17 protein-coding genes are annotated in these 19,677 nt (G+C 50.5%); 6 read left to right on the top strand and 11 right to left on the bottom strand.

The annotated features are described in order from the left end of the window. Positions 1 to 116: 116 nt before the first annotated feature. Entirely contained in the window at positions 117 to 908 is a 792-nt protein-coding gene (locus ACYZZ0_RS01035) for a hypothetical protein (RefSeq protein WP_461534709.1), read from the bottom strand. A gap of 154 nt (positions 909 to 1,062) precedes the next feature. On the opposite strand from ACYZZ0_RS01035, the gene ACYZZ0_RS01030 reads away from it, so the two are divergent. Further along, the gene (locus tag ACYZZ0_RS01030) at positions 1,063 to 1,353 is read left to right on the top strand and encodes a pyocin activator PrtN family protein (RefSeq protein WP_461534708.1); all 291 of its coding nucleotides are present in this window, start codon (positions 1,063 to 1,065) and stop codon (positions 1,351 to 1,353) included. Positions 1,354 to 1,406: 53 nt separating this feature from the next. On the opposite strand, the gene ACYZZ0_RS01025 is transcribed toward ACYZZ0_RS01030, so the two are convergent. Further along, on the bottom strand, positions 1,407 to 2,513 hold the full coding sequence (locus tag ACYZZ0_RS01025) for a tyrosine-type recombinase/integrase (protein ID WP_461534707.1): 1,107 nt from the start codon (positions 2,511 to 2,513) through the stop codon (positions 1,407 to 1,409). A 211-nt stretch (positions 2,514 to 2,724) separates the two neighbouring features. Here ACYZZ0_RS01025 and dusA point away from each other — a divergent pair, with 211 nt between their 5' ends. Both dusA and tal read left to right on the top strand, forming a co-directional pair. Further along, positions 2,725 to 3,687, top strand: a complete 963-nt coding sequence (gene dusA, locus ACYZZ0_RS01020) for a tRNA dihydrouridine(20/20a) synthase DusA (RefSeq protein ID WP_461534706.1) — start codon at positions 2,725 to 2,727, stop codon at positions 3,685 to 3,687. Positions 3,688 to 3,812: 125 nt separating this feature from the next. Beyond that, positions 3,813 to 4,763, top strand: a complete 951-nt coding sequence (gene tal / locus ACYZZ0_RS01015; RefSeq protein WP_461534705.1) for a transaldolase — start codon at positions 3,813 to 3,815, stop codon at positions 4,761 to 4,763. A 67-nt stretch (positions 4,764 to 4,830) separates the two neighbouring features. Here the strand turns inward: tal and ACYZZ0_RS01010 are convergent, their stop codons facing one another. The 3 genes from ACYZZ0_RS01010 to ACYZZ0_RS01000 form a co-directional block, all read right to left on the bottom strand. Then, complete coding sequence (locus ACYZZ0_RS01010; protein WP_461534704.1) at positions 4,831 to 5,322, bottom strand: STAS domain-containing protein; 492 nt, start codon at positions 5,320 to 5,322, stop codon at positions 4,831 to 4,833. Next, positions 5,319 to 6,626 (bottom strand): SpoIIE family protein phosphatase, encoded by a 1,308-nt coding sequence (locus ACYZZ0_RS01005; RefSeq protein WP_461534703.1) that lies wholly within the window; start codon positions 6,624 to 6,626, stop codon positions 5,319 to 5,321. Before ACYZZ0_RS01005 ends, ACYZZ0_RS01010 begins: the two co-directional genes overlap by 4 nt. Positions 6,627 to 6,969: 343 nt before the next feature. Continuing rightward, on the bottom strand, positions 6,970 to 7,662 hold the full coding sequence (locus tag ACYZZ0_RS01000) for an MlaA family lipoprotein (protein ID WP_461534702.1): 693 nt from the start codon (positions 7,660 to 7,662) through the stop codon (positions 6,970 to 6,972). Between the two features lie 260 nt (positions 7,663 to 7,922). Between ACYZZ0_RS01000 and ACYZZ0_RS00995 the strand changes: the two genes are divergently transcribed. Next, positions 7,923 to 8,135 carry a hypothetical protein gene (locus ACYZZ0_RS00995; RefSeq protein ID WP_461534701.1) on the top strand — a complete coding sequence of 71 codons (213 nt, stop codon included), beginning with the start codon at positions 7,923 to 7,925 and terminating at the stop codon, positions 8,133 to 8,135. Here the strand turns inward: ACYZZ0_RS00995 and ACYZZ0_RS00990 are convergent. Continuing rightward, positions 8,130 to 8,777, bottom strand: a complete 648-nt coding sequence (locus tag ACYZZ0_RS00990; RefSeq protein WP_461534700.1) for a TIGR04282 family arsenosugar biosynthesis glycosyltransferase — start codon at positions 8,775 to 8,777, stop codon at positions 8,130 to 8,132. The genes ACYZZ0_RS00995 and ACYZZ0_RS00990 overlap by 6 nt on opposite strands. A gap of 3 nt (positions 8,778 to 8,780) precedes the next feature. Continuing rightward, complete coding sequence (locus ACYZZ0_RS00985) at positions 8,781 to 9,509, bottom strand: TIGR04283 family arsenosugar biosynthesis glycosyltransferase (protein WP_461534699.1); 729 nt, start codon at positions 9,507 to 9,509, stop codon at positions 8,781 to 8,783. A gap of 141 nt (positions 9,510 to 9,650) precedes the next feature. Here ACYZZ0_RS00985 and ACYZZ0_RS00980 point away from each other — a divergent pair, with 141 nt between their 5' ends. Further along, a complete protein-coding gene (locus ACYZZ0_RS00980) occupies positions 9,651 to 10,220 on the top strand; it encodes a DUF1285 domain-containing protein (protein WP_461534698.1) in 570 nt (189 codons plus the stop codon). A 16-nt stretch (positions 10,221 to 10,236) separates the two neighbouring features. On the opposite strand, the gene glgX is transcribed toward ACYZZ0_RS00980, so the two are convergent. From glgX to ACYZZ0_RS00960, 4 genes are all read right to left on the bottom strand, one after another. Then, the gene (gene glgX / locus ACYZZ0_RS00975) at positions 10,237 to 12,354 is read right to left on the bottom strand and encodes a glycogen debranching protein GlgX (protein WP_461534697.1); all 2,118 of its coding nucleotides are present in this window, start codon (positions 12,352 to 12,354) and stop codon (positions 10,237 to 10,239) included. A gap of 30 nt (positions 12,355 to 12,384) precedes the next feature. Next, on the bottom strand, positions 12,385 to 14,625 hold the full coding sequence (gene glgB / locus ACYZZ0_RS00970) for a 1,4-alpha-glucan branching protein GlgB (protein WP_461534696.1): 2,241 nt from the start codon (positions 14,623 to 14,625) through the stop codon (positions 12,385 to 12,387). Between the two features lie 77 nt (positions 14,626 to 14,702). Continuing rightward, positions 14,703 to 15,674, bottom strand: coding sequence for a glucokinase (glk, locus tag ACYZZ0_RS00965; RefSeq protein ID WP_461534695.1), 972 nt, complete (start codon positions 15,672 to 15,674; stop codon positions 14,703 to 14,705). Between the two features lie 53 nt (positions 15,675 to 15,727). Then, positions 15,728 to 18,217 carry a glycogen/starch/alpha-glucan phosphorylase gene (locus ACYZZ0_RS00960; protein ID WP_461534694.1) on the bottom strand — a complete coding sequence of 830 codons (2,490 nt, stop codon included), beginning with the start codon at positions 18,215 to 18,217 and terminating at the stop codon, positions 15,728 to 15,730. A 242-nt stretch (positions 18,218 to 18,459) separates the two neighbouring features. Between ACYZZ0_RS00960 and malE the strand changes: the two genes are divergently transcribed. Beyond that, a complete protein-coding gene (malE, locus tag ACYZZ0_RS00955) occupies positions 18,460 to 19,671 on the top strand; it encodes a maltose/maltodextrin ABC transporter substrate-binding protein MalE (RefSeq protein WP_461534693.1) in 1,212 nt (403 codons plus the stop codon). The last annotated feature ends 6 nt before the right edge of the window (positions 19,672 to 19,677 follow it).

Below are 19,677 nucleotides of genomic sequence, written 5' to 3'. Positions count from 1 at the left end.
AAATATTTCGATGACCCTCTGTTCAGCATTCACATGTTAAAAAACATTCTAAAAATGAGCATTCGAAATATATTTTCTTTGATAATTTAACATCGCAATTCTTCTTACTACACAGATTAACCTCGTTGAATGCCATTCCCCCACTCTCTATTTAATAACTTATGTTCATTTTGGGATAGAGCTAACCACCAATATGCTCGCTTGGTACGCTCTTCAGATGATATTTCAGCAGAACAAATATCACCTGCACTTTCATAGCTAAGCCACTGAATAAGTGCATGAGCCAAACGCTTGACAGTAGAGTGAGGTTGATTGACACCTTGAATCCAGCGGTAGCCCGCATTTTTATCTCGACCCAGCAAAGCACCGATGCATGGCTCTAAACATGTGCTATGAGCTTTGGCTTGATCTGGAATATGTTTAAACGCCTCTTTAAACAACAAATCCAGCTTTTTAATGTCAGGCGATTTCATGGTAATACAGCTGCTCCAATCTGGCATGACGCTAAAAAAACGGCATAGCAATGATAGGGATATATCATTGATGGGTTTATTCGGATGGCGGGATGCTTTTTTTTCCTTCTCTCTAAAGGACTCTATCTCATCCTGTATTTTGGAGTTCAATCTCTTTACTCTTGAGTCAAAATCTCCGTCTCGTATAGATTCATCAAATAGCTTTCTCAATTCTCGAGCGTGACGTTCTTCCATCTTAGGGTAATGATTGGTTGAATACTCATACCAACTGGCATTAGTAATCCCAAAAAACCAGCACGCATCCATAACAGAAAAATTTAAGGACTTTGCCAAGCTGTACAAATGCTTTCCCAAAATAGGATAATCGATAGGTAATTGCGATGAACTTTGAAACGGGTTTTTTGGATCCTTCCAACAAGCAAAAAAATCATTCAAAAGATAGCTCCTATATCATTTGTGAATTATATATATTATACACAAACAAAAAACTGAATTTTTTCAATTAACTGAAACTTACCGCCAGATTTTGTAATATAGGTATTTTTTGCTTTAATTATATATATGGACATTTTTAAAATGAGAAAGCTGTATGGAAAAACTAATTGAACATCTGAGGAGAGAATTCAATGATCATACGTTAATCACGCTGGATCAGCTCATTGAAAGGGGGTATTTGAAGATGACTCTTCAGACAGCTATAAAAAAGGCAAATCTTGATGCTTTACCCTTCCCTGCTATACGCTTGGGGAAAAGTCAGAAATGTCCTTATGTAGTATCAATATTTGATTACGCGCAATGGCTTCACAGGCTCAGATCAGAAGCTCTGGAAGAATGGAATCAAATAAACAAAGATATGAAATATATATTGGACCTGTCTTAGATCTCTTCACAGCAACTCGTCTCAGAGAGAGCTTGCTATCATAGATTCCAATATCATTCTTTTTTCTTCCTTGTCAACTCACTGTGCTTTTCATGTACGCTTTCAGGACTGATGGCAGTATATATTTTCCATAATACATTGATATCTTTATGGCCAGTAACAGTTGCTACATCTTCAATTTTGTGACCAAGCTCCATCAATCTGGTTGCCCCCTCTCTTCGTAAATCATGATATCGAAGATTTTTTATTCCTAATTTGTTTCTGCACCGTTGGAATGCGGCAGAAACTGATCTCGGGTCATAAGGAAATATTCTGTCGCTCACCATTTGCTGACGCTGAATAATCTCCATCGTTTCACCCAGTAGCGGAATAGTCAGATCGTTACCCTTCTTATGCCGGGGGTCTTTACGATCGCGAACCTTTATGGCCTTTCTTGACAGATCCAGGTCTTCCCACAAAATTCGACACACTTCACCGATTCTCATACAGCTTTGAATACTGAAATCAAAAATATCAACAAGTGGAATCGTACTTTGCCGAGCTGACTGACGTTTCTCAAGAGCACTTCTTATCTGTTTGACTTCTTCACGTGTCGGTCTCCTGTCACGTGGTTTGCTGTGCCCTATTAGATTATGGCTGCTTAGGAATAGCATGGCGTCATCAATAGCACTGGCATCTACATTAATTTCCCAGTTAGGCTTAGCTGTAGCCAGAACCGCCCGTAAATAGGATATATCGTGCGCAATTGTTGCAGGACCTGCTCCTGCCTCTTTTCTGCTCTTGCAGTGAGTGATAATATCCGCTGCCTTGATTTCATAGACATTTTTAGCTGCAAGTGCCGAGTGCAACAGCAGATCAAGCACATAATGCTTGGTTCGCCCCCAGGGTTTTAACGGGTAAATTTCCTTTTGGTATTTTTCTATCAGCGTGCCAAGAAGGCTGTGTTGAGCAGGCTTGTCCTGATGGTAGAGGCTTTTCAGATAGTGAGGGTCTTCAAGCTCAACCGATCTTTTTTTACCGTAAGCCCGGGCCTTGTTTTTAGTGCTGAATGTTTGGGATTCCCGGTGTATGATCACGCCATCCTTTTTGACTCTGACCACACACCGATAGCGGATGGTGCCATCCTTGCGGGTTCGCTTTTCTATTGAAAATGATGCCATGTATTACTCGCTATTGTTGAGGCTCCACGACTGAAATTATAGGTCAAATTTGCGGTGCCCCATGGAAAATGGGGCACCGAAATAGGGCCCCACCATGAAATTTTGACCCAAAAAAGGGTCAAAATGACTGTAAATGTGACGGACGTTCGTACGAATTGAAATCATATAACCTCGGTATCTTATTGATTTATATATGATTAAAGAAAATGCTTTGGACCGACGTCTAAGTGTAGCTCCCATGATGGACTGGACTGACCGTCACTGCCGCTACTTCCTGCGTCAGCTGAGCCGTCATACCCTGCTCTATACCGAGATGGTGACTACCGGTGCCCTGCTCCACGGTGACCGGGCCCGCTTCCTGGATTATCACCCGGGCGAAAAGCCGGTCGCGATTCAGCTGGGTGGCAGTAACCCGACCGATCTGGCCAAGTGTGCCAGTTTTGCCCAGTCCCATGGTTATGATGAAGTAAACCTGAATGTGGGCTGTCCCAGTGACAGGGTGCAGGAAGGCCGGATTGGTGCCTGTCTGATGGCCGAGCCGCAAACCGTGGCTGACTGCATCAAGGCGATGCAGGATGAGGTCAGTATTCCGGTAACCGTCAAACACCGGATCGGCATTAATGGTCGTGACTCCTGGGATGAGCTGTGCGAGTTTGTCGGCACCATTGCCGACACCGGCTGCAAAACCTTTATCGCCCATGCCCGGATTGCCATTCTGGAAGGCCTTAACCCCAAGGAAAACCGCGAGATTCCACCACTGAAATATGATGTGGTGTACAAGCTGAAACAGACCTTCCCGGATCTGGAAATCATTATCAATGGCGGCATCCAGACCCTTGAGCAAACCCAGGAACATCTAAAGCATGTAGACGGGGTGATGATCGGTCGCGAGGCCTACAACAATCCCTACATTCTGGCTGCAGCTGATAAACTGATATTTGACCGGGATGTTGACGAAACCGACCGCCATGACGTGCTGGCCGCCATGTATCCGTATATTGAACATGAAATGTCACAGGGTGTGCGCCTGAATCATATGACCCGCCATCTGCTGGGATTGTTCCAGGGCCTGCCCGGTGCCCGCCGGTTCCGTCGCTATATCAGTGAAAATGCCCATCGCCCCGAGGCCAGTGTTGATACACTGAAACAAGCCGCTGCGCTGGTTAACTGCTGATCCGGGTCAGCCATTTGCTGATGGCATAAGTGTCCAGACACTTACCACTTCTGACTCTGTGAAATACCGGCATGGAGCCGGGTTTCATGGTTATTTCCACCTGCATTGCAATGTAAGGAACCCCCATGACAAGTCAGTTAGAACAACTGCGCCAGATGACTACCGTTGTCGCCGACACCGGCGATATCGAAGCGATCCGCACCTGGAAGCCGGTTGACGCTACCACCAACCCTTCACTGCTGCTGAAGGCCGCCGGCCTGCCGGTCTATAAAGAGCTGGTTGCCCAGTCCATCGAAGCCGGTCGCAAGTTCGACGGTTCCAGCAGTGAACAGCTGGGTCTGGCGGGTGACACCCTGGCCGTAGGCATCGGTAAGGAAATCCTGAATGTCATTCCCGGCCGCATCTCTACTGAAGTTGATGCTCGCCTGTCTTACGATCGTGTTGCGACCATCGAACGTGCTCACCGTCTGATCCGGATGTATGAGAAAGAAGGCATCAGCAAGGATCGTGTCCTGATCAAGATCGCTTCTACCTGGGAAGGTATTCAGGCGGCTCGACAGCTGGAGCAGGAAGGCATCGAATGCAACCTGACCCTGATGTTCGGTTTTGGTCAGGCTGCTGCCTGTGCCGATGCCGGCGTATTCCTGATCTCCCCGTTCGTTGGCCGTATCATGGACTGGTACAAGGCGAAGGAAGGTCGTGAGTTTGCACCGAACGAAGATCCGGGCGTACTGTCTGTAACCCGCATCTTCAACTACTACAAGCAGCACGGTTACAAGACTGTGGTCATGGGTGCCAGCTTCCGTAACACCGGTGAAATCACTGAACTGGCCGGTTGTGACCGTCTGACCATCGCGCCGGCACTGCTGGACAAGCTGGCTGCCAGCAACGATCCGATCGAACAGAAACTGTTCGCCGACAAGCCACAGTCTTCCGAAGAGCTGTACATTCCGGACGAGAAAGGTTTCCGCTGGGCGCTGAACGAAGACGCCATGGCAACTGAAAAGCTGGCTGAAGGTATTCGTGCGTTCGCAGCTGATCAGGTCAAGCTGGAAAGCTTCCTGAGCAGCCTGTAATCGTTTTCGATGAAGGGCTATTGATCGAGATAGCCTGAAAAGAGGCAGATACTGAAGGTATCTGCCTTTATCCTGCCTTGTCTTTTTTCATTTCCCGCAGCAGCGGACCAAACATTTCCCGATTCTTGTCATTCAGATTGCACAGCCAGGTATGGGCATCCTCGACCTTTTCCCGGGCAGACTGTTCGGTACATTCGCGAAATGGCAGATCAGCATACTGGTACTGACATTCACCGGCCTCTTCCACAATATTGAAGACCTGCCGGAAGCCCATGGTTTCCAGAATGCGGGTAATATCCTGATTGGTTGACCAGATCGTCGGTGTCAGCCGGTACTGCTGTCCGGCCTGCCGTGACAGGCGCGCCAGCAATCCCAGCGAGGTGCTGTCGATACCTTCGGTTTCGGTCAGGTCAATGATGATGTCAGCAACCGACTCATTACGAAACATCTCGTCGATAAAGCCGTCCAGTGTTGTACACAACGTCAGCCGTACATCACCGATAAATTTCAGAATAAAAGTTCCATCGCCTTCGGCGAAACGGATTTTACCAGCAGTCATCTGTCTTTCCGGGCTGTATTTTCAGCTTGTTCAGCGGAGGCGGCATTATGCGACGTTGAGTCCTGACTGTCATCCTCAACAACCGTATCCGGAACAAGATTATCGGTCTGAAGACCGGTACGGGTGTCCCCTCTGAGCATCAGCAGGGCAATATCATCCGGTGCAGCGCCCTTGAGGTCCTCAACACCAAGCACCTGTTTCAGGGAGTCCATATTGCCATGGCAACTCTGAATAGAGGACAACAGGAAGGCTTCTTTTTCCTGCAGGGTTTTGTGGGGCAGAATTTCCAGAATACCGTCGGAAAGCACGGTCAAACTGAAATTGTCCGGCAGCGGAATGGTGTCATCTTCATATTCCGCATCCGGGAATAGCCCCACCGGTAATCCACGCCCTTCAATAAAACGGCTCTCTTCTCCTGCCGCCAGCACCGGCAGCGGGAAATGCCCTCCAAAAGCATACGTCAGGGTTCTTTCTTCAGTATTCAGAATGCCACCAAACACCGTGACATGTTTGCCCAGGCCGGTATTCAGCAGGCTTTTATTAATATAGGAAAGCACCTGCGAAGGTTTCACCTTCAGGCTGGCCCGCCGGCCGGAATATTCATCCCGCAGGCTGAGCGACATATGCTTCAGCAATACGGTTACGAATGCAGAGGATGCACCATGGCCGGAAACATCGGCCAGATAAAAAGCAAAGGTATGATCACTCAGCGGAAAGTAGTCGACAAAATCACCACTGAGATACAACGAAGGGCTGATATGATGTTCAAGATGGAACGAACCGAAACGCCAGGGCGTTTGCGGCAACATTTTCAACTGAACCTGGCGCCCGGCTTTCTGATCCGACTTCAGCAGATTCAGGCTGTCATTGAGTGATTCAATCGCCTGTTCCAGACTTTCCCGGTAACGCAGGTTTTCCTGAAACAACCGGGAGTTTTCCAGTGCCCGGTTAATGGAATATTCCAGCAGTTCGAGATCAACAATCGGCTTGATTATATAATCGCTGGCACCCAGCCGCAGGGCTTCGACCACATCGGCCATGACACCGGCACCGGAGACCACAATAAAAGGTGTTTCGGGCGATTCTTCCCGTACCTGACGCAATACGGCCAACCCGTCCATCACCGGCATGCGCAGATCACACAGAATCAGTTCCGGAGAGCAGTCCCGGAATACCTGCAACCCCTGATCGCCATTCTCGGCTTCGAGCACAGCAAAATTGCTGTCCTCCAGATAGGCCACAATGCTTTCCCTGACGATCGTATCGTCATCGATGACAAGCAGCGTGCTGCGTCCAACAGTCATTCAGGCATCCTTATGGGTAACATCATCGTTATCTGCTTTACAGCGCCCCGGCCCCGGCTTTCTGTCAGCCCATATTACCTTTTAGCCAACTCACGGCTGAGAGCGGCAGGTAACCACACCGAGCCACACCGAACTCAGGTTAACAGAGCCTGGTAAAAAAACACCCTGTCTGCTTGAACCATACTCCCATAAAAATACAGCTGCAACAGACCCGGATGTAACATCAAATGACAGGAAGCCTGATGACAGGGCTCGCCAGCAAATTTGCCAACACTTTTGCCAACAAAGGTCGACAATCACAGAGCCGGCAAGCATCAGGCTGGATAGTGAGTGTAACGGAGATTTAGAAATCGTCCACCGGCAGTTCACCGGTTATCCGATATTCCCGGTTTTGCAGCCAGGCATCACGGATAAAGCTGTACTTGTCACCCACGATCAGGTCTTCAGATTTCAGCAGACCGGAACGCTGGTTAAGACGCCGCACCACATTCAGGGCCAGACCTTCCCCCCCGTCGACATAGCTCACCGGGTAAGCATAATGATCCGGCACCAGGCCCACACCGGAGCGTACGGTATTGGGGCCGAAGAACGGTACCATCACAAACGGTCCGGAAGACACTTTCCAGTCGGCCAGCACCAGGCCAAAGTCCTTGTCGTTACCTTCCATGCCATAGGCACCGGCCACATCCAGCAGCCCCAGCATGCCCACAGTCGAGTTCACCAGGAAACGTCCGCCCGCAGTAGCCGCTTCTTTACCTTCCAGCTGCAACCCGGAATAGAGCATATTGCGCAGCTCACCCAGGTTACTGAAGAAGTTGCCCACCATGGACTGCATTTTGTCCGGAACAACATAGTCATAGCCCTGGGCAGCCGGTTTCAGAATCCAGGTGTCCAGCGTATCGTTAAAGGCAAAGGCGCCGCGGTTAAAGCTTTCCCAGTGATCTTCTTGATCAATCGGTTGCCAGTCATCTGCCTGCACCGACATCGCACTGACGGCCAGTGCCAGAGAGCAGACGCATGTTTTCCATGCATTCACGCCGAGATTCCTCTTATAGGGTCGAGTTGTTCACGCCAGTTAACGGCTACCAAAACCTCAGCAGCCCCTAGCCACATTAACAGGGTGTTTAAAAAATATAACAAGCCGGAAACTGTAACGAAACCGGCACGCTGATTCAGAAACTTACCAAAGTTATCTTTCCGGCTATTGACCTGTTTGTTTCCTGACAATCACAGTTGCAGCCATTACAGTACCATTGCATACTGAAGTCGATACGGCACCATAACAAGGACAAAATCATGCCGCAGGATAAATCCCTTGCAACTGACCCGCAGGATGCTTCAGTCAGTGCAGCAAAACAGGCCGATAACCTTGTATTTCTTTCCGAACGGGATCGTCTGATTACCGAACTGCGCCAGCAATATCTTCAGGGTAAACTTAAAGCCGACAGTCGTCGCGTGGCCCGTAAACTGGCAGAGCTGGAAGCACAGCTGGATCAGGTTCATTCATAGCAAACCGGTAACCAGTTCCGGTTTTACCTTGCTTAACCGTTCAACATCTTCAGGCCGGTCAATATCCCAAAGTTCAGTCAGTTCATTCCACTGAATACCGGCCTGCTGTAACTGCTGGCGGGACTGTTCCAAAACGCTGTCTGTTCCCCAGTCAATATTCTCAAACAGCGGGCTCATGGACTGTGACAGCATCTGTTCCGACAGTCCCAACAACACATAACCACCGTCTTCAGCCGGGATATAGACCACCGGCTGCTGTTCCAGCTGTTGTAAAACCTGCTCAAAGTATTCTGTATTCAGCAACGGGCAGTCGCTACCAATCAGCAACACCTTGCGATACTGCTTCAGCATGGTTTCTGCCGCCGTCTGCATGCGGTTACCCAGATCACCCTGGGGTTGGGTTTTTCTTTGCCAGCGGCTTAATGACAGATTTTCAAATCCCTGATGTTGCGGATCATCAGCGGCCCACAGGCAGGCATCCATACCTGATGCATTGACCTGCTCAACCACATGTTCCAGCAGTCTTTGATGTAAACGACAGGCACCTTCTGCACCGAGAGCCGGAATCAGTCGGGTTTTAACTTTACCCGCAACGGGGGGCTTGGCAAACAACAGCACACAGGCTTCCTTATCAGCAGCCATGAATCACTTATCAGCTTGTTTTGATCGGGACGGCAGCATGCCTTTTTTTGCCCGGACTGTAAAACGATATTCCTGTGCCAGTGTTTCCGGCGCTGCGCCCATGTAATAGCGTAATCGCAGGCGCCACATCAGCAGAATGGTACTGACCACGCCATATTCCTGCCAGCGCCGGCTGGAAGTAATCACCTGTGACTTTAAACATTGAGGCGCCATGATGTGTTTCAACTGGCGGCTGAGTTCAATATCCTCCATTAGTGGCTGCACGGGAAAGCCACCCACCTGATTGAACAGTTCACGAGTTACAAACATTGCCTGATCACCACTGGCAATACCGGTGATGCGGGAACGCAGGCTGATCATAAAGCCGATCAGCGGAAACAGAAAATGTCCCGGAGTCAGTTTCACATCGAACCGCCCCCACCCATTGTCATTACTGCAGTTTTCAATAACTTGCTCTACACCATCCTTCGGCAGCGTTGTATCCGCATGCAGAAACAGCAGTACATCGCCACTGGCCGTTCTGGCACCGGTATTCATCTGTAAAGCTCTGCCACGACCACTGGTAACTACCTGGTCAACCAGTGGTGTAGCCAGCTCGCAGGTATGGTCTTCACTGCCACCATCCACCAGCACCACTTCATGGCCTTTGGCGCGCCATGGCTGTAATGGCTGCAGCGTTGCCACAATCTGGTCAGCTTCGTTCAGTACCGGAATAATAATCGAGCAGCGCAATAGGTTTTCCTGCGGGTTGAATAAGGTTCTGGGCAAGCATCCTATGCAACCGGTAAAATCGTGACAAGTACGATTCAATAACAATCATAAGCACACGACAAACGGTAAACATCGTCCGTTCGCGGAAGGAGCAACTATTCTATGACCCGGCAATCCGTTAATCCCCAGTCTCTGGCAGCCACGGCACAACAGCATGGCAAACGCGGACTGCCGCCGGTACATGACTGGAACCCGGCCTTCTGTGGCGATATCGATATTCATATCAAGCGTGACGGCAGTTGGGACTATATGGGCACCCCGATCAGCCGGGAAAGTATGGTACGGCTGTTTTCCACCATTCTTCGCCGCGATCCCGATGATGCCTACTACCTGGTGACCCCGGTAGAAAAAGTCAGAATCCGGGTAGATGATGTGCCGTTTATTATTACCGGCTTTGAGGTGACCGGCAGTGGTGAGAAGCAGCAACTGGTTATGACCACCAATGTTAGCGACGAGGTGGTTTTGAATACTGAAAACCCGTTGCGTATCGAGCAGACCTCAAATGGTGAAAACCTGCCCTACATTAATGTACGTGACCGGCTGGATGCCAGACTCCATCGTAACGTGTTTTACCAACTGGTCGAGATGGCAGAAGAGCAACAGCTGCAGGACAAAACCCTGCTGGGTATCTACAGCGGTGGTCAGTTTCATTCCCTGGGTGAGCTGCCCTGAGCTTGCTATTTGAGAGCTATCTGGCTGACTGCTCCCTGATCACAACAACACTGCGGGCTGGTACCGGATACCAGCCTTTGAAGAGTAACACTTCCCGGTAAAACGGATCACTGTCTGCTGTCGACAGTATCCGCCACCACAAAGCCTGCGGACCCTGTTCAGCAAAACTGAAAGATACAGGCTGGGACTCATTATTAATCAAAATCCGCAAACATTGTCCGTTATTGCCGGAGTGGGAATAACAGACCTGAAATGCATGACCTGATTCTGCTGGCAGCATCTCTGCACTCAGCTGATTGCCATTGCGGCCATACCATTGAACTGCAAGTTGAGGCTGGCCTCCGGCACCCTTTCTGACCGAGCTCAGGAAAGGCTGACATTGCTTGCGCAATGCCATCAGCTCCACCACATAGGCATGTAATGCATTGTGATGGTTCCTCTTGGAATCTTGTTTTAACCAGTTCCAGTCCAGCCAGCTGATCGGATTATCCTGACAGTAGGCATTGTTATTCCCCTGCTGGCCATTTCCCCACTCATCACCAGCCATCAGCATGGGTGTACCCGGTGACAAAAGTAAGGTTGCCAGCAGGTTTTTGCGGGCCTGTAACCGCCTGCCCAGAACCACAGCATCTTCCGTTTCACCCTCTGCTCCACAGTTCCAGGACAGGTTATGCTGATCGCCATCACGATTCTGCTCGCCATTATCCAGATTTCGGCGCTCGGTATAGGACACCAGATCACTCAGGGTAAATCCGTCATGACTGCAGATATAGTTAATGCTGCCTTCCGGACGCTGCAGCCCGAACAGATCGACTGAGCCAGTCATGCGCCAGGCCAGATCAACAATCTGTCGGTTATCGCCACGCCAGAAACTGCGAACACCATCACGATAACGATCATTCCATTCCTGCCAGTGCTGAGGAAAGCCGGTAAGCCTGTAACCATCCGGGCCAATATCCCAGGGTTCGGCAATCATTTGTCGCTGACTGAGTAGTGGATCCTGCTCAATGGCTTTGAAGAGCGGATGTTCCCGTTCAAACTGTTCCCGGTGCCGACCCAGCACAGGCGCCAGATCGAACCGGAAGCCATCGATATGATATTCCTCGCACCAGAGTCGGAGACAGTGCAAAGTCAGCTGCTGCATCAGGGGAGAATCAAAGTTCAGGGTATTGCCACAACCACTGTAATTGGCATAGGACATAGCACCATTATTACCCGGTGACTCCAGCAGGTAATACTCTTTGGCTGCCAGCCCCCGCAGACAAAGCGAAGGCCCGTCATTACCACCCTCGCAGGTATGATTAAACACCACATCCATAATGACCCGAATACCGGCACGGTGCAGTTCCCGAACCATTGTCTTTAGCTCGGTTACCGGATCATTAACGGCATAAGAGGGTTCAGGCGCAGCAAACACCAGTGGGTTATATCCCCAATAGTTGCTTAACCCCATTTGCACTAATCGGGGTTCACTGGCAAAAGCCATCACCGGCAATAGTTCAACCGTATTAATGCCCAGCCGTTTCAGATAGCTGATAACGCTTGAATGACACATTCCCTGATAAGATCCCTGCAATGCATCAGGAATATCAGGGTGAAGCCGGGTAAAACCTTTGAGATGAGTTTCGTAAATTATTTGTTCTGAAACCGGGATTTCAGGCAAGCTGACGCCCTGCCAGTCAAATGCCCTGCTTCGAACAATACAACGGGGAACAAAGTCAGCATTATTATTGCTGTCTCGTGACCAGTTGCCCTCACCATCGACACTGTAATCATAAACCGGTGACTGCCATGCAACGTTCCCCCTGACTTCGCGAGCCACCGGATCCAGCAAGAGTTTATCCGGGTTAAAGCGATGTCCTGAAGCCGGTTCCCAGGGGCCATCGACACGAAAGCCGTAAGCCTGTCCTTCACCTAGACCGGCAACAAATCCATGCCAGATACCCTGTTCTGACCGTACCATCGGAAGACGGACTTCCTGATTATCCTGATCAAACAGACACAGCCATACCGCTATTGCTTCAGGAGCCGCCACCGAAAAATTAACGCCTGATTGATTATTTACCGTTACCAGCGTCGCACCGGGAATCTCCGGATTGCCGGGTTGCAGTTCAGGGCAGGCAGGATTATCCATAACGGGTTCCATTTACAACATTGAACCGAATCAGCTATTACAGAAAACCAGATAGAGTGTTGCCAACGGCGGCAGGGTTAAAGTCAAAGAGGCAGGCTGACCATGCAGCTGGTTATGGCTGGCTTCAAGCATCGCGGTAATCTCGCCGGCATTCCCGACATTACTGCCACCGTACAGCTCACTGTCCGTATTCAATACTTCCAGCCAGCGGCCGGCTTTGGGAACGCCGACGCGATAGTCATAACGAATCATCGGGGTCATATTACTGATCGCCAGTATCACGCACTCGTTATGAGCTTCATTAATTCCCTGCCGGCAGAAAGCAAATACGCTGCGCTCAGCATCATCACCGATCAGCCACTGGAAGCCTGAAGGGTTGTAATCACCAGCCCAGAACCCGGCATATTGACGGTAAACCCGGTTAAGATCCTGTATCAGCTTGCTGACACCGGCCGGGAAAGGCTGTTCCAGCAGCGGCCAATCGAGTTCGGTATCATGATTCCATTCCCGGTTGGTTCCCAGCTCGGCTCCCATAAACAGCATTTTCTTGCCAGGGTGGGCAAACATAAAACCATAGTAGGCACGAAGGTTGGCATATTGCTGCCATTCATCGCCCGGCATTCGGGTTAGCAAGGTTCCCTTGCCGTGCACCACCTCATCATGCGACAACGGAAGAATAAAATTCTCGCTGTAGTGGTAAGCCATGCTGAACGTCATCTGGCCATGGTGATACTGGCGATGCACCGGATCCTGTTTCATATACTCCAGCGAGTCGTGCATCCAGCCCATATTCCATTTATGGCTGAAACCCAGACCATTGCCATAGGTCGGGCGGGAAACGCCGGGCCAGCTGGTCGATTCTTCAGCAATCATCATGCAGCCGGGCACCGCACTGAACACAGTTTCATTCAGCTCTTTAAGAAAACTGATCGCTTCCAGATGCTCATTACCACCATGAACATTAGGCTCCCATTCCCCATGCTGGCGCGAGTAATCGAGATATAACATTGAGGCCACAGCATCAACACGCAAACCGTCAATATGAAACTCTTCCAGCCAGTACAGTGCATTACTGACCAGAAAGTGACGCACAAACGGCTTGCCATAATCGTATATCAGGGTTTTCCAGTCTGGATGCCAGCCCCGGCGAGGGTCTTCATATTCGTATAGTGCCGTGCCATCAAATCGCCCCAACCCATGCGGATCTTCCGGAAAATGGGCTGGCACCCAATCCAGAATCACACTGATACCCTGCTGATGACAGCAATCAACAAAGGCTTTGAAATCATCCGGATTACCAAACCGGCTGGTCGGGGCAAACAACCCTACCGGCTGATAGCCCCACGAACCGGTAAAGGGATGTTCCGAGAGCGGCAGGAATTCAATATGGGTGAAACCCATCTCTTTGACATAAGGAATCAGTTGATCCGCGAGTTCGCTATAGCAGAGGCATTCCTTACTTTCATCGCCCGGTTTCTTTTTCCAGGAGCCGGCATGCACTTCATAAATGGAAACAGCGGTATCCCTGCCCTGATCCCGCTTCCACTCGTGATCATTCCAGTGATAGTTTCCATGATCGTAAACAATCGAGGCATTCCCCGGCGCCTGCTCGGCAAAGAAACCAAAAGGATCTGCCTTGTTCGGCAGTAACTCCCCGGACTGTCCCCTTATTTCATATTTGTACTGATCACCTGTAACAACACCCGGAACAAAAAGACGCCACACGCCATCATCGGCACTGGCCATCGGTAACAACCGACCATCCCATTGATTGAATGATCCAATCAGGCTGACACTGCGGGCGTGAGGCGCATAGACCCGAAACAGGACACCCGTAATTTCAGCTTCATTGCCACACTGATCCGTCCACTGATGAGTAGCGGGATGCGCCCCCATATGGCGATGCAACCGATAAACATCAACACCGGATTCCTGCAGGCAATAACGGCCAAACTGGTAGGAATCTATCAGGCTGATTTCGCTGCCATTCTGTGATGTTCCCTGCACCCGATAGACAGCCGGTATTTCTTTGGATGCGAGTTCACACTCAAACAGGCCGGCGGCACCATCAACCGGTTTTAAATCCGCCAATGGCAGACCAGACGCTTCGTCAGCAAGCAACAGCTCGTCTGCAATCGGGAGCCATACCCTGATATAGCTAGTGTCGCGTTTTGGATCTGGTTGTATACCCAGAATACTGAATGGTCTGGCACAGCAGCTTCGCAGGAGATCACTTTGCAGCTGCGTCATTTCGGGATTGATAACGGCCATATTGGATATAACCCTGTGCCTTAAGGCTAAGGTTCAACCAGAAGAAAGATTGCAATAGAGCATGGATTGAATTCGGTTTAACTGCTTTCGGCATTCATTTTTAGCCAGGCTGCCGCACCTGTAAGACCAGGAAACTCCGCCAGCATCAGTGAAGTCGGAATACCTTCCATGAAGTGGAGCATCTTGTCCCTCTGTTCAAAGGCCTGGCGAAAAGCGCCCTGTACAAAAATATCCCTGATTCGCGGAATAATGCCACCAGCAATATATACTCCACCTCTGGCACCCGTGGTCAGTGCTGCATTGCCGGCACAATGACCGAGTAAACGACAGAAGTGTTCAACAACTCTGAAACTCAGGGACTGCCGATCTTCCAGAGCCTTGCGCGTTATATCCGGCGCCGAGCGGGTACGAAACGTGTTTTCGAGATAACTGTGCGCCTGATACAACAACTCCAGACCGGAACCTGATAACAGCCGCTCCCAGCCGACATTACCCTCGATCTTCTGGCGGGCAAATCGCAGGACTTCAATATCGATATCATCTATCGGCGCAAAATCCGCATTGCCGCCTTCACCGGGCAGCGCTCGCCAGCCACAAGCCGTCTCCACCAGCGAGCAAACTCCCAATCCAGTTCCAGGGCCTATAACCAGCCTCACTGCATGAGTATCGCCGGTTAACTCCGGGCCAACGCTTAACAGTTCATCAGGCTTTAGATAAGGCACAGACAATGCCTGTGCAGCAAAATCATTCAACAGCTCAAATGCTTCAAGCTCAAAGGTTTGCTGAAAGTGAGATTGCTCAATGGTCCAGGGGCTATTGGTGAAACTGACCCGACCGTTGATAATCGGACCAGCCACGGCAAGACAGGCCGTATGAATCGAGACAATCCCTTGCCGTTCAAGATAAACCTTGACCGCAGCTTCCAGATCCGGATATTCCCGGCCAGACAGAGCCTCGATACTGCGCAGTTCCAGACTGCCCTCTTCCACCAGAGCAAAGCGGGCATTGGTTCCCCCGATATCACCTACCAGTGCCGTGTAAGACTGCATCGCCTATTCCCCTGTGGTCTGAAGCTGGTCAGAAGATCATATATCAACAGAATCTAGAATATATTCCAGATCGCACGACCATAGTCACGTATTGAGCGATCAGAAGAAAACTTGCCCATGGTCGCGGTATTTATAATCGCCATCTTCCACCACTGCTGCGGCTGGCGCCAGGTTTCGACAATCCGGTTATGGGCATCGCTATAGGCCTGAAAGTCAGCCAGCGCCATAAAATAATCGGAATCCTTGAGCGTATTCACCAGCGGCCGGAAAGCTTCAGGCTCTTCCGGACACAGATCACCGGATGCCATCCAGTCCAGCACTGCTTTCAGTTCAGGATTCTGATGGTAGATACTGCCAGGATCATAACCCCGCTGCCGCAATGCCTGAACTTCATCCACTCGCATACCGAAGATAAACATATTCTCTTCGCCGGCTTCTTCTGCCATTTCCACATTAGCGCCGTCCATAGTGCCAACAGTCAGGGCACCATTCATGGCGAATTTCATATTACCGGTACCGGAAGCTTCCAGTCCCGCCAGAGAAATCTGTTCCGACACATCCGCTGCCGGAATGATTTTTTCGGCCAGACTGACCCTGTAATTGGGAATAAAGACAACCTTCAGCTTGTCTTTGATACGGCGATCACTGTTAATCCGTTCACTGACACAGTTAATGGCATGAATAATGGTCTTGGCCAGCTGGTAACCCGGGGCGGCCTTGGCCCCAAAGATAAATACCCGGGGCGGTACGTCCAGTTCCGGGTTTTCAAGCAACCGACGGTACAGCGCCATAATATGCAGCAGGTTCATATGCTGTCGTTTGTACTCATGCAGACGCTTGATCTGAACATCAAAAATAGCGTCAGTATTCACCCGGACGCCACACTCTTGCTCGATAACCTTCGCCAGTCGTTGTTTATTCTGTTTTTTGACTGCGGCATACCGTTGCTGGAACTCACTGTCTGTCGCATGCGACTGTAGATTGGTCAGCAAAGCCAGATCCCTGCGCCAGTCACCCTGAACAGCTTCATCAAGCAGCTCGGCCAGTCCCGGATTGCAATTGGCCAACCAGCGACGTGGTGTTACGCCATTGGTAACATTAACAATCTTCTCCGGCCACAACATATCAAAGGCCGGGAACAGATCCCGTTTGATCAGCTCGGTATGCAAGGCTGCTACGCCATTCACACGGCTGCTGCCAATGGTCGCCAGAAATGCCATCCGCACCCGTGGTTGCTCCCAGGATGTCGGCGGTTCTTCAATAATGGAGAGCCGGCGTTTCATCATATTGTCGCCGGGCCATTTGGCTTCGACTTCCTTGTGCAGAAAGTGATGATTGATCAGATGAATCAGCTGCAGATGACGGGGCAATACCCGGGCAATCAGATTCTGCGGCCACTTTTCCAGTGCTTCCGGCAGCAGGGTATGGTTGGTATAACAGAAGACCCGACGACAGATATCCAGCGCATCAGCAAACGAAATACCTTCGTCATCCATTAATATCCGCATCATCTCCGGTACAGCCAGTGCCGGATGGGTATCGTTGAGCTGAATTACAACCCTGTCTCCCAGACCACTGAAAGCAGCAACGCCGGTTTGCCCTTCCTCCACATACTCACGGCGATAACGTCGCATCAAGTCTGCCAGCGAACAGGCGACAAAGAAGTACTGCTGAATCAGTCTGAGCTCCTGACCTTCAGGATGGTTATCATTGGGATACAACACCTGACTCAGGTTTTCAGCACGGATTTCATTGCTGCGCGAATCGTTATAATGGCCTTTTTCAAAACTGTTCAGATCAAAACCACCTTCAGCCCGGCCTTCCCAAAGTCTCAAGGTATTGACCCGGTCAGTACCATAACCGGAGACAGGAATATCCCAGGGAATCCCCATAATTTCAGTGGTATCAACCCAGCGGGACTGGCCATCCTGCTCTTCAACCCGGCCATAGAGTTGAATTTTCTGCTTCCGTTTGTAGCGCTCACGTCCCCAGGGAAAGCCATTTTCGCGCCAACTGTCAGGACTCTCCACCTGCTTGCCGCCCGCAAAACTCTGCTTGAACAGACCAAAACGGTAGTTGATGCCATAACCAAATGCGGCCACACCAACCGTTGTCATGGAATCCATATAGCAGGCAGCAAGTCGTCCAAGACCACCATTGCCTAGCGCCGGATCAGGCTCATACTCGAGTACCTGCTCAAGTTCGAGTCCCATATCCTCCAGAGCCTTGCGAGTCTGGTTGTAGACCCCCAGATTATGCAGGTGATCACCGAAAAGCCGGCCTATCAGAAATTCCAGTGACAGATAATAGACTCGCCGGGACTCCGATTCTCTTTCCTGGCGCCGGGTTTTCCTGACCCGCCCGAGGTTGATATCCCGCAGAAACAAGCCAATGGCAAACCAGTAGTCCTTGATCTCAGCCTCATCCGCATCAATACCGACGGACTGCTCCAGATGGTAGCGGATATGATCTTTGACCTGCCGGGCAGACAATGACTGGACTGCATCCAGATCCGTACTTTGCAGGCTGTTTTCTAGCGGCATAATCGGCAATCTCCGATAAGTCAGCATACCCGACCGGAACAGCCGTCATACGCCAACACAACTCGATATTAAATCTTGCAAATCCGGAAACTATCTACTTTCTTATAGACGACATATCGCTTTATGCAATGCAGCCGGACAGCCTTTGCGAAGGACGTTCATTGTCGTATTTATGTCGAATCCGACACATTTCGACTGCATCCGATGACCAGCCAACACCTGCCGTTTTCAGGAGTCGATCAATGATTGCCAAGCTGTTTCGCGCTCTGACCCTAAGCTTGTGCGCATTGGGTAGCGGATTCGTGATCGCCGTAGAAGAATCCCCGCTACTGATCTGGGTGGGTGGCGACAAAGCCTATGATGGTATTCGAGCAGTCGGCGAACGCTTTACCAAAGAACTGGGTATTCTGGTCAAGGTTGAGATTCCGGAAGGAATTACTGACAAGTTTCAGCAAGCGGCTGCCTCCGGCGGCGGACCTGACATTCTGTTCTGGGCTCACGACCGCTACGGCGAGTGGGCAAAAAGCGGTTTGATTGCGGCGGTAGACCCTGGCGCAAAATTTAAAGCCGGTATCGATGATATTGGCTGGCAGGCGATGACTTATAACGGCAAGATTTATGGTTATCCGGTTTCATTGGAAGCCATCAGCTTGATTTACAACACCAAGATTCTGCCCGAACCGCCCAAAACTTTTGAAGAAATGTTCCCCCTCAGCAAAAAACTGGCGGAGATGTATCCCCCCACCGATGATGAGAAACTCAAAAAGGGTATTACCACCATCATGTGGGATCAGGTACAGCCCTATTTCACCATGCCACTGCTCGCTGCTCGTGGTGGCTATGTGTTCAAGGACACACCCTCCGGATATGACGTGAAAAATACCGGGGTCAACAATGACGGAGCCAAAGAAGGCGCCCAGATGCTGGTCAGCCTGATAGAGAAAGACGTCATGCCCCGGGGCGTGGATTATGGCGTGATGGAGTCCGCCTTTAACAACCAGGAATCCGCCATGATGATTACCGGGCCATGGGCCTGGGATAACCTGAAAGAAAGCAAGGTGCCCTATGCCGTCGCCCCGCTGCCATCTATTAACGGGGAACCCGCGCGGGCATTTGTCGGGGTCTGGGGAGCAACACTCAATAATGCCAGCAAGAACAAGGATATTGCCCGAGAATTTCTGGAAAACTATCTGCTGACACTGGATGGCCTCAAGACCATGAACGACGATGTTCCGCTGGGGGCCGTGGCCAACAAGGCCTTTATGGAACAGTTGAAGGAAGATCCCCGGATTGCCGCCACATACCAGAATGTCCAGCAGGGGCTGGTTATGCCCAACGTGCCTGAAATGGGCAAGTTCTGGGCAGCAATGGAATCCGCCCTGCGCAATATCACCAGCGGTAGACAGGGTGTATCAGCCGCACTGGATGATGCGGCCAAACGTATTGTGAACTGAACTGCA

Source organism: Spongorhabdus nitratireducens, assembly GCA_947387575.1.
GTDB lineage: Bacteria > Pseudomonadota > Gammaproteobacteria > Pseudomonadales > Endozoicomonadaceae > CANDOC01.
Note: the sequence above shows the minus strand (reverse complement) of the source record. Positions and strands in the feature narration are given on the sequence as shown.